At 69.5% G+C, this 13,630-nt stretch carries 9 protein-coding genes and 1 pseudogene; 7 read left to right on the top strand and 3 right to left on the bottom strand.

Annotated features, from left to right (window positions below; all coding sequences use genetic code 11):
• Entirely contained in the window at positions 1–756 is a 756-nt protein-coding gene (locus tag ACTMTI_RS31515; RefSeq protein WP_441124273.1) for an SAM-dependent methyltransferase, read from the bottom strand.
• Positions 757–903: 147 nt separating this feature from the next.
• On the opposite strand from ACTMTI_RS31515, the gene ACTMTI_RS31510 reads away from it, so the two are divergent.
• Positions 904–2,106, top strand: a complete 1,203-nt coding sequence (locus ACTMTI_RS31510; protein ID WP_441124272.1) for a glycoside hydrolase family 16 protein — start codon at positions 904–906, stop codon at positions 2,104–2,106.
• 113 nt (positions 2,107–2,219) lie between these two features.
• Here ACTMTI_RS31510 and ACTMTI_RS31505 read toward each other — a convergent pair whose 3' ends face one another.
• The gene (locus ACTMTI_RS31505; protein ID WP_441124271.1) at positions 2,220–2,657 is read right to left on the bottom strand and encodes a MarR family winged helix-turn-helix transcriptional regulator; all 438 of its coding nucleotides are present in this window, start codon (positions 2,655–2,657) and stop codon (positions 2,220–2,222) included.
• A gap of 858 nt (positions 2,658–3,515) precedes the next feature.
• Here ACTMTI_RS31505 and ACTMTI_RS31500 point away from each other — a divergent pair.
• Positions 3,516–5,213 carry a purine-cytosine permease family protein gene (locus ACTMTI_RS31500; RefSeq protein ID WP_441124270.1) on the top strand — a complete coding sequence of 566 codons (1,698 nt, stop codon included), beginning with the start codon at positions 3,516–3,518 and terminating at the stop codon, positions 5,211–5,213.
• An 88-nt stretch (positions 5,214–5,301) separates the two neighbouring features.
• Here ACTMTI_RS31500 and ACTMTI_RS31495 read toward each other — a convergent pair whose 3' ends face one another.
• On the bottom strand, positions 5,302–5,793 hold the full coding sequence (locus tag ACTMTI_RS31495; protein WP_441124269.1) for a carboxymuconolactone decarboxylase family protein: 492 nt from the start codon (positions 5,791–5,793) through the stop codon (positions 5,302–5,304).
• A gap of 1,374 nt (positions 5,794–7,167) precedes the next feature.
• Here ACTMTI_RS31495 and ACTMTI_RS31490 point away from each other — a divergent pair.
• The 5 genes and pseudogenes from ACTMTI_RS31490 (at position 7,168) to ACTMTI_RS31470 (ending at position 13,620) form a co-directional block, all read left to right on the top strand.
• A complete protein-coding gene (locus tag ACTMTI_RS31490; RefSeq protein ID WP_441124268.1) occupies positions 7,168–10,725 on the top strand; it encodes a hypothetical protein in 3,558 nt (1,185 codons plus the stop codon).
• A gap of 102 nt (positions 10,726–10,827) precedes the next feature.
• A pseudogene (locus tag ACTMTI_RS31485) lies at positions 10,828–11,526 on the top strand (histidine kinase); the annotation flags it as partial.
• A gap of 403 nt (positions 11,527–11,929) precedes the next feature.
• The gene (locus ACTMTI_RS31480; RefSeq protein ID WP_441124267.1) at positions 11,930–12,364 is read left to right on the top strand and encodes a LuxR C-terminal-related transcriptional regulator; all 435 of its coding nucleotides are present in this window, start codon (positions 11,930–11,932) and stop codon (positions 12,362–12,364) included.
• 150 nt (positions 12,365–12,514) lie between these two features.
• A complete protein-coding gene (locus tag ACTMTI_RS31475; RefSeq protein WP_441124266.1) occupies positions 12,515–13,027 on the top strand; it encodes a hypothetical protein in 513 nt (170 codons plus the stop codon).
• Positions 13,024–13,620 carry a hypothetical protein gene (locus ACTMTI_RS31470; protein WP_441124264.1) on the top strand — a complete coding sequence of 199 codons (597 nt, stop codon included), beginning with the start codon at positions 13,024–13,026 and terminating at the stop codon, positions 13,618–13,620. The genes ACTMTI_RS31475 and ACTMTI_RS31470 overlap by 4 nt, the downstream gene beginning before the upstream one ends.
• Positions 13,621–13,630 lie beyond the last annotated feature (10 nt).

Raw genomic sequence — 13,630 nt, 5'->3', positions numbered from 1 at the left:
TCACTTCCGGCCGACCCCGCCGTAGGCGTCGAGCTCGCGGCCGTTCGAGTGCCAGTGGTTGACCGTCACCACGCCCGGCTCGACCAGCTCCAAGCCCTCGAAGAAGCGTGCGAGCTCCTGGGGAGTGCGCTGGATGTACGCTACGGCGCCGCTCTCGTTGTACTGCTCCTGCGCCTCCGTCCCCGCGGCGCTGTGTACGTTGGTGCCGTCGTTGAGTGCCAGGTAGCTGCCCGGCGCCAAGGCGCCCATCAGCCGTGCGACGATCGACAGCGCCTCGTCCAGGTCGGCGATGTGGCCCATGATGCCGCTGAGGTTGAGCGCCACGGGCTTGCTGAAGTCCAGCGTCTTCGCCGCGGCCGTCAAGATGGTCTCGGTGTCGCGCACGTCCGCGTCAATGTAATCGGTGGCGCCCTCCGGCGTGCCGACCAGCAGCGCACGGGCATGGACCAGCACGAGGGGGTCGTTGTCGACATAGACGATCCCCGACTCGGGGGCGATTCGCTGCGCGATCTCGTGGGTGTTGTCCCCTGTGGGCAGCCCGGTGCCGATGTCCAGGAATTGCCTGAGACCCGCTTCCCCGGTCAGGTAAGTGATGGCGCGGGCGAGGAACGCCCTGGACGCACGGGCGAGTTCGACGACTTCGGGGAAGATCTTCCTGTACTCGTCCCCCGCGATGCGGTCGACCTCGTAATTGTCCTTGCCACCCAGCCAGTAGTTCCAGATTCGAGCAGAGTGCGGGACGCTTGAGTCGATCATGGTGTTCTCCTTCCGGGGAGCGCCCGTCCAGCGTGCCCCGGGTCTGTCTCGTCGGCCTGTCCTCAGGTCTGCGACCCGCCCTGATTCTTGCGTGGGACCTTCTCCTCAAGGAGGGGATGCTCTTCTTCGAGACGCGATGGAGACAGCATGGTGATCATGCAGCGGGTCGCGGTCCGGCGGAGCGAGTTCGCACGCAACGCCTTCACCGGTCGGCGGTCGCCTGCGCGCAGTCGTGACACAGCCGGCCCGACGCGAGGCATACTGTTGCCGCCCCACCATGATCATTCCCCCGAATGGGGACCGCTTGCGGCAAAGCCGGGCAAGGAGGTCGGCGCTCACCTGTACGGCGGGCCGTATGTGGTCCACAGCACCCCTGCGACTCCCCCTCGGTCAGGCAACCGGCATCAATGCGCACGCCGGTGCCTGACGACTTTCGGGATCAAAGAAAGGAAAGATATGTCCGGACAAGGAATCGATCGGCGTCAGTTCCTGGCGTCGGCGGCCGTCGGCGGTCTGTCCCTAGGGCTTTCACTCGTCCCCAGCGGGGCGCACGCCACGTCCTTAGCCGCCAACCGCAGCCGCCGTAGCGGAGCCTCGTGGGAGAACATCATCGAGAAGTCCTCCTTCAGCAGTTCTTCGGCCTTCAACCAGGAATGGAATTATCTCTATCCCTGGGACGGCGAGGCCGACACCCACAATGGCGCCGCCAGGATGCACTCCAGCCAGGTCTCTCTCGCTCAGGGCGTGCTGACCCTGACGGCGACCCGGCTGGCTGCGCCGGATGGGAGCAGCACGCACCCGCCGCACGCCCCCCTGTGGTACCGCTCAGGCGCCATCCACGCCAAGGAGCAGATCCTGGTCAACGACCAGTTCCCCGAATATGACATCGAGGGCGAATTCCGCACGCAGACGGGGCTGGGCATCTGGCCGGCTTTCTGGACCACCGGAGTCTGGCCGGCCTGGCCTCCGGAGAGCGACATCCTGGAATACGTGGGGGACGCCACCAACCTCTTCAATACCTGGAGCAAGGATGACAGCGGGGGAAATGTCGTCGAGCGTGAGCCGATCAGCGGCCATGACCCCGATGAGTGGCACAAGTACCGCGTCTGGATGTACAAGGACGGAAACGACGTCATGTGCGACTACTACTTCGACGGGGTCTGGAAGGCGACCCACCGGGGAGTCGGCTGGGCCGGTGTCCCGCAGTGGCTCATCATCAATCTGCAGATGGGCTCCTGGGCTTCCGGAATCGAGGAGGGCGATCCTGGCTGGGATGAGCAGCCGGGTCCGGCCGGCGACACCTATTTCCACGCTCGTAACGTGTGGGTCGGTCGCACGCGCGCCTGGTGACGCGTCGCCCTGATAGCGCGCGACGTTCGCCCGAGCGACCGAGGGGTGCGGAGTGGCCGCCCTGAATCAGGCGGCGCAGGCCGGCGTGCCGCCAAGCAGGCGCTCCGCGCCGCTCAGCGCGCGCGGTCGGCGATACGCGCGAGGAGAACGCCGAGCAGTGCCAACTCCTCGGCACCCACGGCGGCCGCCAGGCTCTCGCGTTCGGACACCGTCGCCGCCATCAGCCTGCCGTGCAGCTCGCGGCCCCGGTCGGACAGGAAGACCAGAACCCTCCGGCGGTCGGCGTCGTCCACTCGCCGGTAGACCAGGTTGTTCGCCACCATGCGATCGACGATCTTCGTCAGCGTCGGCGGAGGCAGCAGGGCATACTCTGCGATCTCAGACATCGGGTGTCCGGCGTCGTCGGCCAGGATCGACGTGACGCGCCACTCTTCGAGCGTCGCCCCGGCCGCCTCGAGGGTCGCCGCCAACCGGCCGGCGACCCGTCGCTCGACCAACGTGAGCAGCCTGGCCAGGTCGGCCTCATGCTGGGTGATCCGTGTCGTATCCATGTGCCCTCAAAGATACCGCTCCTGCTGAAAATATTCCTCTAGCAACTAGCAGTCGGCCGCACTCTCGCGGATCCCCTCATCCGCACCGGAGATCAACCCGCGTGCCCTGACTCCGGTAAGCTTGGCGTTCCTCCTGCACCCGCCGTGACGACACGAGGAGACAGCCCCTCCGGCGTACCGGCGTCCGGATCGAAGATCCTGTCCGCGACCTCCGGCGACGTGGGAGAAGCACATCAGACGGCTGCGGAAGCTTGACGATTAGTTCTCAAATGAATAGTTTCTGTAGAAACGATTCTCTGGGAGGTGCCTTGCCGACCCACGTGTACCACTGCGCCGCCTGCGGCCCGTTCGAGCCGACGCGTCTCGCCGGACAGGCCCGCGGCCGAGGAGCCCGGCGCGGGACGCCCACCCGGGGGCCGTCCGTCGCCCAGCACGGACCTCCGGCAGGCCCACACCCCGCCTGATCGCAGAAATTGTCCCGGAAATACGCCCTCTCGCCCCTGCCCACTCGACTGGAATTTCCCGGGAGCACACTTATTCGCTCGCCTGAACCACCGGCAGCATTCTCCTTGATCCGTCGTTTTGCAAGGACCGCGAACACGACGTTTCCATCCCCGTTGCACAGTTGCACAGAAACCCTGTCCCGGCCGGGCAGTACGAGCCTTCGGCACGCTGTCGCCGCAGCTCAGCACAGTCCTGGCCGGGCTTCAGTCATGTTCATCCCCTCGTCACAAACGGCCGGAAGGGCCAGTGAAAACAACCTAACAGACCCTTATCGAAGGAGAAATTAAAAGACGCCGAAGCTTCCCGGAACGTCGGAATGCGAATCATTCGGCACCGCCCGAAAAGGAAGATCAGATGTCGGCGACCGCCAGAAAAGCCCGGCGTTACAACGCGTGGACCAACAACAGCACCCTGGAGGATTACTCGCTGCGATACGCTCCGAAGTCCTTCCGCCGGTGGTCACCCTACGTCGTGGCCACCACCGCCCTCGGAGGCATCGCCTACCTCGCTGACTTCGCGATCGGCGCTTCGATCGCGGTCACCCACGGCGTGCCCAACGCGATCGCGGCCATCCTGGTCACCGCCGTGACCGTCTTCGTCACCGGCATGCCCATCGCTTACTACTCGGCGCGCTACGCGATCGACATGGACCTGCTGACAAGGGGCGCCGGATTCGGCTACCTCGGCTCGACCATCACCTCGCTGATCTACGCCAGCTTCACGTTCATCTTCTTCGCGCTGGAGGGGGCGATCATGGCCCAGGCGCTGGAGTCCGGGTTGGGCGTCCCACTCCCGCTGGGCTACCTGATCTGCTCCGTCGTCGTGCTACCGCTCGTCGTCTTCGGCATGACGGCCCTGTCCAAGCTGCAGGTGTGGACTCAGCCGATCTGGCTCGTCCTCATGGTGCTGCCCTTCGTGGCGATCGCCGTCCAGGAGCCCGGCAAGTACGCCGAGTGGCTGGACTTCGCAGGCAACAATCCCGGCGGGGCGACGTTCAGCCTCATCGGGTTCGGACTCGGCGCCGGCGTCGCGCTGTCCCTGATCGCGCAGATCGGCGAGCAGGTCGACTACCTGCGCTTCATGCCGGAGAAGACCGAGAAGAACAAGGTCGCCTGGTGGTCGGCGGTCATCTCGGCCGGACCCGGCTGGGTCGTGCTCGGCGGGCTCAAGCAACTGGGCGGGGCCTTCCTCGCCTTCTTCGTCGCCGGGCAGGTGGGCCTGACGAAGGCCGTCGAGCCGATCGAGCAGTACATCGGAGGCTTCGGGGTCATCATTCCCGCGGGTGTCGTCGCCCTCGCGGTGTTCTTCGTCATCCTCTCCCAGATAAAGATCAACGTCACGAACGCCTACTCCGGGTCCCTGTCATGGGCCAACTTCTTCTCCCGGATCCTGCACCGCCACCCCGGCCGGGTGGTGTGGATCTTCTTCAACGTGGGCATCGCGCTGGCCCTGATGGAGCTCGGCGTCTTCGGCCTCCTCAACATGGTGCTCGGCTTCTACTCCAACGTCGCCATCGCCTGGATCGGCGCCGTGGTGGCCGATCTGGTCGTCAACAAGCCGCTGAAGCTGAGCCCGTCGTACATCGAGTTCAAACGCGCCCATCTCTACAACTTCAACCCGGTCGGCTTCGGCTCGATGCTGATCGCCTCGGCGGTTTCCGTCCTCGCCTTCTTCAACGTGTTCGGCGATCTGGCCCAGGCGTTCTCACCGTTCATCGCGCTGGGGCTGGCCTTCGTCCTGTCTCCCCTGATCGCCTGGCTGACCAAGGGCAAGTACTACATCGCCCGCGTCGACGACCTGCCCGAGCCGCTCGTCGTCAACGGGGGCCTCAACCCCGCCGAGCTGGTCTGCGTGAGCTGCGGAATGTCGTACGAGCGGCCGGACATGGCCTCCTGCTCGTTCCACGAGGGCGCCATATGCTCGCTGTGCTGCAGCCTGGACGCGGCGTGCCACGACAGTTGCAAGCAGAACCCCCGCGACGCGCTCCTCACCATCTCGCGGCGGCGCGAGCCCGTGCCCGAACCGAAGGAGGAGACGGCAGCGGGCATGTGAGCACCGGGCCCGCCCGGACGCCGTCCCGCACCCGATCACGCGTCACTGCGCAAGACCGCCGGGTCGCGTGATCGGGTCGCCCCGAGCCTCAGCGGACGGCCGCTTTCGGCGGCGCGCCGCTGCCCTCCAGGCGGGTGGTGATCGCGATGCGGTTGTGGGCGTTGATCACCGTCGCGGCCCAGATCAGCGCCGCGAGCTGGGTCTCCTCGAAGAGGCTCGCCGCCTCGGCGTACACCGAGTTCGGAACCTGGCCCGCGAAGACCAAGGTGATCGCCTCTGTCAGCGACAGCGCGGCCCGCTCCCTGTGGGTGAACAGCTTGCTGTTCCGCCAGGCCCGCACCTCGCGGATGCGCTGCTCGCTTTCGCCCATGGCCCGCGCGTCCTGGGTGTGCCGGTCGAGCGAGAGGGAGCAGCCGTTGATCTGGGACGCACGGATCGTGATCAGCTGGAGCAGCTCCGGCTGGATGTCCGCCGCCTTCGCCGCGGCCAAGGCGGCCTCGTGCAGGGCGCTCATCGCGCTGGAGACATCCGGGGTCACGTTCTTGATCGCAATCCGCGTGGCAATCGTGGCTACAGACATGTCGTGACTCTCATCTCGCTCGTTGAAAAAGGACGGGCGCAGCGACGAGCGCGCCGCCGGAACCAGGCCCCACGCACCCTCCGTACTGCATGGGATACGCGTCATCGCCCACCCCGGTTCGACCGGCACGTGATCGTGGACATCTCGGTACGGGTCCACGCCGTGGACCGGCGGACCAGCTGCAAGTGACCGATCAGCGATTTCGTGTTTCGGCTCTGAATCTCATCGACAGCGAGACCGGGGATTCAATTCCAGGCATGAGCTGAAGCCGTACCGATATCGACATGAGCCATTCTGGGTTCACCCGGATCTGGGACCATCGCCTCGAATCCGGGAAACTCATGAAAAGCGCCGGCGGCTATGCATGCGGCGGCCGATGCCCGTCCGCCCGCGGTCATCTTCGACACCGATATGGACTTCGACGACGCGGCCGCGCCGGCGTACCTCGCTCAGGAGGACAAGGCCGGCCGCATCGCCTTACGCGCCATCACGGTGACGAACAACGGCGCCGGCTTACCGGGTAGGGCGATCCGGCACGCGAAGTGCCTCGCCGAGCGCCATCGCCACCGGCCCGCTCAGCAACCTGGCCGCCGCCCTCCCCTCCTCCGCCTCCCGGCTGACCTCGATGGGCGGAGCCGTCAAGGTGGCCGGGAACCTGTGCTGCGGCACCCCGCCGGGCGCACGGTCCTGTCGCCTTCCGGGCGCCTGCTCTGGTACCGGCACGGCAGCCGGCACCGCCACGTTCGAGCAACGCTTCCTCGACACCCTGAACGGAAGCGATCAACCGGTGGGCGATGAGGCCGGCCCAAGGGGGCTGATGACCGCAGAGGGGTGACCCCTGCTCGTCACTCTTCCTGGTCCTTACTGCGGAGATTGCGAACCGCCGGGACCAGCAGCAACAACGCGCAGGGAAGATCAGCAGCGCGGCGAACGGCGCCACGTGCGCGGCCAGCGCGTAGCCGACACCGCTCACGCCATGATGCGCCTGGATCATCGCCGCGGTGATGGCGACGGGGAGCATCTGGTCGCCGAGGAGAGAGGTGGTCCGGTCGACCAAGAACAGCTTGAAGTCGGAATTCAAAAGGGGCGCCTCGGCCCGCGAATCAACAGTGTGCTGGATTTTCTTCATGCCGCCCAAAGGAGGATGCGTTATCGAACGACTGCACTTCGCCTGCGAACGAACAAGAACCTCGCAAATAGGTCCACCTTATATTCGTTATACTTTTCGTCAAGATCGCTTGTCGGCTTCGGTGGAGCCGTGCGTTTGCACGAAGAGCGGTGACGCGGGCGGGGTTGCGCGGCAAGGGGGTGATCGGCCACCATCGTCGGCATGACGACTGGAAAGGGCGGTCCCCGCCCAGGCCGTTGAGGCCCATGGAGCCGGCCGAGGAGCCGGCCCACGACATCGACATCCCCGCTGCCGCGTTGCTGGCGCGTCTCGAACCCCTGCCGTACCCACGGCGCATGCGAGCGCTGGCACTCCACGCCCGCCGCCTGGCCGGCACTTCTCAGCTGCGCATCCTCCTGGGCGAGCTGTCCGCGCAGGACCAGTACGCGCGGCGCACGGCACTGCACCTGGCCATGGCGGCCCGCGACCTCGCATTCATCCAGGAGGTCCTCGCCGCGCCCGACATGGGACTGCGACGCGCGGCCCTGCGCGCGGTGCGCACCCTTCCCGTACCGGATGCGGCGGTGGCGGCCGCGCTCCAGGACGCACCCACGCAGCTGCGGCTCGCGCTGTACCGCACGCTGGCGCACGCCCGCCGGCCCGCGCTGGCCGAATCCCTGCTGCCGGACGTCCATGCCCGGTGGGGGGATCGCGAGGCCGCGGCGCTCCTGCCGGCCTGCGGCGCCAGGACCGTCGCGCGATGGCTGCCCGAGGTCGCCCACGCGGTGACGTCCTGGACGGCCCTGGCCAAACGGCACGCAGGCGCGATCATGGCGGTGGCCGAGCAGGAACTGTCCACGGGCGTTCATGCGTGGACCTGGTGGCACCGCCGCGGCGCGGGCGTGGAGCTCGCCTCGCTCACCGAGCCGGCACGCATGCTGGCCTTGCTGGAACGGCACGACCTGCGTCCCGTCCTCCGCAGGCTTCCCGCCGCGGTCCTGAACGCGCTGTTCAGGGCGGACGCCGAACGTGCCAGGAGGTTGCTCGTCGACGCCTGCTCGACCGGCTGGCCGGCACCGCCTGAAGTGCTGCTCCGCCACCTGCGGTCGGGCTCGGACGCGGAGATTCTGCGCCTCGCCTCGGCCGATCATCGGCTCGGCCCGGTGCTGCGGTCGCTGCCGCCCGCCCGCCGGGCCGCGATCTTCGAGGCGTCCGCCGGGCAGCGGGGCGGATCCACCGGGCTGTGGGCGATGCGGCTGCTCAGGTGGCTGCCTGCCGAGCAGGCGGCGGCCGAGGCCAGGCGCATGCTCGCCTGGCACGGATCGGTGTGGCACTCGGCCCGCTCCCGCCTGGACGATCCGGACATCCCGCTGAAGCTCACCTCCTACCTGCCGTACGAGGAGGCGGTCGGGCCGCTGCGTGAGGCCGCCGTGGGCGGGGACCCGCGGCGGCGCGGACTGGCCAGGACGCTGCTGGTACGGTGCACGGCCCGCACCCGGGACCGGGCGGCGTTCCATGCGCTCCTGGCCGACCTGGCCCTGCGCACGGCCAACGAACAGGACCCGCTCCGCCGGGACCTGCTGACCGCGCTGCGGGACGTCCCGCCGGTGCTGCTCGACGACTCCTGCGCCGGGACCCTGGAACGCATCGCCACCGACGCGGTCGAGGCCCCGGACTCCTCCCCCGCCACTCAGGAGGCGCTTCGGAGTCTGGCCGGCCGGATCCTGCGGCACCACGACCCGGCCATCGCGCCCGCGCTGACCGGGTGGGCGCTGGGCGCGTACGGAAAGCTGGTGGCCCGGCACGGCGCGGCCGGTCTGCCCGCGCGGACGCCCCCGCCCTCCCCCATCCGCCGCCGTCGTCGCGTCATGGAAGAGCCCGCGGAGCCGCGCCGTCTGGACCGGGTGCTGCGCGCGGGCCAGGAGCACGATCTGCTCGCGGTGCTGCGCCCGTACCTTCGCGCCGCCCGCGAGCGGGAGGACTTCACCCTGGCCGTGGCCCTCGCCCACGCGCTCGGCCGCCGTTCATGGGCGCTGGCCGACCTCCAGGACGACCTGCGCGCCGCCGTCCGCACGGCACCGGAGCCACTCGCCCGCGAGGCCGCCGGCCTGTGGCTGACCCGCCCGCACCGCCGCTGGCGGGCCACCGCTCGAACATCCCGGCCGGCGGGACACGACACGACAGCCCTGCGGCCGGAGCAGCCGCCCGGAGGGGGGATGCCCGGCCACGCGCAGCCGGCGGCCGGGCGAGAGGAGCGGGTCGTCGAGCTCGCCCGCGAGGACTCCTCCACCGTGACGCTGCCCGCCGTCTGGCGCACGGTGGCCCGGCACCGCACCGACCTCCTCCTGCCGCTGCTGGACGGGCACGGCGGCGGCCGGTTCGCCGTCCCCTCGTGGGTGCCGCCGATCCGCGCCGGCGACGCCGGCCGATGGACACCCGGCCAGCGCGACCGGATGCGCGCCAGGCTCGCCGCCGCCGTCCACGACGAGCGACTGCCTATCGCCGCCCGGGTGGCCGCCGTCCAGGCGACCGGCCGGATCGGCGGCGGGCTGGACCTCCTCGCCGGATGGGCGGACCGGGAGGAGACGGTGCTGGCCGAAGCCGCCATCACGGCCATGGCGGCCGCTGACGTGCCTGCCCGCGCGGTGCCCGTGCTCCTCGGCCACGCCGGCGGCCAGGCCTCCCGTGTCGCGGTGGCCGCGCTGGCCCGCTGCTGCCGGGCGGTCGCCCCGTCCCGGCTCGGCCCGCTCCTGGAGCAGGCGCTGACCGCCCCCGGCAGCAAGGTGACCTTGCGCAAGCTGGCCGCCCGCCAGCTGGGCCGCAACCGCCCCCCGGGCGCGGTGGACGTGCTGCTGCGGGCGTGGGCGGACCCCGGGCTGCACCGGGACGTACGGGTGGCCGTGGCCGCGGTGCTGCGCGGCATGCCCGAGGACCCGCGGACCCTGGACGCGCTGGGGGATGCCGCCGGCCGGCACGCCGGCGAGCTGATGCTGCGCACGCTCTTCCAGGCTCACCCTATGGAGTACGCCCCCGGCGTCCGTCCCCGCTACGCGGACCTCGTACGGCGGCTGGTCATGGCCGCCGATCTGCCCGGGGTACGCTTCCGCGGGTCGAAGGCGTTCGCCTCGTGGGCGCACTGGTACCGGGGCGGCTTCGAAGAGATCATCGAGGCCGTGGCCGACCCGGGGGCGGACGAGCAGGTCATGGAGGTGTTCCTGGCGCTGCTGCGGACCGGGGCGATCCGGTTCCAGACGCTCGACGTCCTCGCCCGGCTGGCCGCCGCCGTACCCGGCGAGGGCTTGCGGACTCCGGCGCGGGATCGCGTGGCCGCCCTCACCGGGACTCTGGTCGCGATGCAGGACGAGGCGGAGCCGTGGCAGCGGCGGCTCGCCCGTGACGCGCTGGACCTGCTGGCCGCCCGGCCGCTGCTGCTGCCCCAAGCGGTCCGGCTCGCCGTGGCCCTGCTCCCGAGGGACACGGACGGGGACGGCGAGCCGGCGGGGTTCGGCGACGCCCTGTGTGCGCTGGCCGACCTGCTGCGGGACCGGCCGATCCTCGCGGCCCGGACGGCCGACCTGGCCATTTCGGCGCTGTTCGGCCACTACGGCAGGCGGCCGGCGATGCCGCCCGCGGCCGCGCTGCCCGCGGCGCGGCGGCTGACGGACCGGGGCGACCTGGCCGGGGCCTTGTTCGCGCTCGCGCTCACCGGGGCCGGCGGGAAGCGCACCGAGTGGGCGGACCCGTGGCGGGAGATCCTCCGTGACCTGCGCGACTCCCCGCATCCGGAGGTGTTCGAGGAAGCCTGGAACACCTCCGCCGGCTGAGCCACGCGGAAGAAGCCGGCCGCCGGAGACCCCCTACTTTCGCGGTAGTTCACGTCAAACCGCAGGATGATGTGCGGCGATGCGCCTCGCGGTTAGCATCCGATGATGCACGGTGGTGCCGCATCGATCCTCCGTCGGTTTCGCGCCGTCGATTCCCTTCTTCTGGATACCGGCCTGGCGCTGTTGCTGTTCGGCGGCAGCTTGTTGTGGGCGGTGCTGGAGCCGGATCGGGCGACGCGGCCGGCCGATGTGGTTTCCGTGTTGCTGACGGCGGCTGTCAACCTGCCGCTGGCCTTGCGCAGGCGTGCCCCGTTCGCTGTGCTGGTGGTCTCGACCGGTGCGGCGCTCGCCTATCACATGCTGGGCTACCACTACGGCGTGAACATCATGGGTACGTTGCTGGCGCTCTATACGGTGACCGTGCACCGCCACCCGGCCGTGGCCGCGGTCGGTACGGTGCTGGTCACGGGGCAGTGGGCGCATGCCGCGGTGCACAATCCCGGCGTCGCGTCGTGGTCGGCGCTCGGCCAGGCCCTTGCGGTGGCCGGCGTGGCGGTGTGCATGGGCACGAGCGTACGGCTGCTGGCCGAACGGACCAGGCAACTCTCCGACCTCGCGGTCGAACTTCAGCGGGAGCAGGCCACCGCCGCGGCGCACGCGGCCACCCAGGAACGCGTCCGCATAGCGCGCGAACTGCACGACATCGTGGCCCACCACATGTCCGTGATCTCGGTGCAGGCGGGCGTGGGAAGCTACGTCGCCCTGTCGGACCCGCCCACCGCGCACGCCACGCTGAAGGTCATCGCCCAGACCACCCACGAGGCGCTGGCCGAGATGCGGCGGATCCTGTCCATCCTGCGTGTGGAGACCTCCGGTGAGGACGAGGACGGTGACCTCTACGCCGCCGCTCCCGGGCTCGCGCGGCTCGCGCCGCTGGTCGAGCGCATACGCCTGGCCGGTCCGGCCGTTGAGACCCGCGTCGAGGGAATCGCGCGGCCGCTGCCCCCGGGACTGGACCTGTGCGCGTACCGGATCGTTCAAGAAGGCCTCACCAACGTGCTCAAACACGCCAGGACGGCCCATGTGGAGGTGGTGCTGTCCTACCAGCCGGCCGAGCTGACGATCCGCGTGACCGACGACGGCAGCGCCTCGGGGACGCCGCCGGGTTCGACCCCTGGACACGGGTTGATGGGCATGAGCGAAGGTGCTGATCCTCACCACGTTCGACATCGACGAGTACGTCTACAACGCGCTGCGTTTGGGCGCCAGCGGCTTCCTGCTCAAGGACACCCCGCCGGAGCGGCTGATCGCCGCGATCCATACCGTGGCCACCGGCGATGTGCTGCTCGCCCGCAACGCCGTCAAAATGCTCATCGAGGCCTTCACCGGCGCTCCGGACTCGGCTCCGCCCGCCGTTCCGGATCTCGCGATCCTGACCACGCGCGAGACGGAGGTGCTGCGGGCGGTGGGGCGGGCACTGTCCAACAGGGAGATCGCCGATCACCTGTCCGTGAGCGAGGCGACGGTCAAGACCCACCTCAACCGGCTCATGTCCAAGCTCAACGTGACCAGCCGCGCACAGGCCGTCGTCCTCGCCTACGACTGCGGCCTCGTCAAACCCCGCAGCGCCACGACCTGATCGTCTTCCACCGGCACCTGTTTGATCACCCACGTCCTCTCGGCCAGTTCGCCGCTCCCGGCGCGCGAACCGACCGGCGGGGCGGGGCCAGTGCCCGCCGATCCGGTGGTCTATACGATGCCCTCACCATTCCCAAGATCGAGGTGCTGAGTGGAATTATTTCCTGAAGAGAGTCAGTGGGGGCTGCTGACCGCCGCAGGGCTGCGGGAGGACTTTCAGGCCATGTGGATAGAAGGCGACGACATCGACGCGATCGCCGCCGGACTGAAGCTCGACCCCACCGCAACGCTCGAATGCGACCTGGCCACCGCGCTGCGCTGGAGCGGTGTGGGCGCGCGTACCCCCATCCTCTGGATGGGCGAGCACTCGCCCGGCTGGACGTTCGCTCTGGTGGTCGCCGGTTCGTCGGTGGACCAGAGCCTGCCGGACCGGCGCGTCTTCGACCTCTGGTACCTGCGGGAGATCGGCGAGTTCTCCGGCTCCGGCCTTTACGGCGAGGAGGGGCTCGACGACCTGGACCTCAACGACGACCAAGGTGACGAGGACGATCTCGATCCCCACCTGATCGCCGTCGGCCGGCTCACCGGCCGCTTCATCGACCGGGACTGGCTCGCCGAACGACGGACCCTGTGCCGCGTCTCGGCAGAAGCGAGGACCCCTTGACGTACGAGGACCAGTGGAGGGTGCTCTCGGCGCGCGGGTTCCATGACATGTTCGCCGGAACCTGGATCGAGGGCGACGACCCCGACGAGATCGCCCGCCTCCTGGGCTCCGACCCGGCGGCAGCGGTGCCCTGCGGGCTCGACGAGGCGATGCGGGAGTACGAACCGTTCGCGTTCAAGGAGCTCGTCTGGCTCGGCGAGCACGCCCCGGGCTGGAGCCACGCCATCACCGTCGCCGGGCCGCGCCTGCGCACCGACCTGCTGGCCGCCGCCGGGCGCAGGTTCGTCCAGGTGGTGTGGGACGCCCACGCCCTCGGCGTGCACGATCTCTACTATTCGGACGGGATCACGGCCGGGCAGCACAGCCCCGTCCGCATCGCCGCGCCCGGCTGGCCCTTCCACGAGTACGCCGACGGCCTCGCGCCAAGCCGCCCCGGCCTGATAGACCTGTTCTCCGCAGGTCCGGCCAAACCGGTGGGCAGCCTGGGACTCTGGCTGGACAACTGGCTCATCCTGGCCGGCCGCGTCTCGGGGCGGTTCATCGATGAGCACTATCTGGACGCCACTCGGCGGCTGTATCGCATTCCGATCTGACCGGCCGCGT

Origin of the sequence: Nonomuraea sp. H19 (genome assembly GCF_052068215.1) — a bacterium.
In the GTDB taxonomy this organism is placed as follows: domain Bacteria; phylum Actinomycetota; class Actinomycetes; order Streptosporangiales; family Streptosporangiaceae; genus Nonomuraea.
Note: the sequence above shows the minus strand (reverse complement) of the source record. Positions and strands in the feature narration are given on the sequence as shown.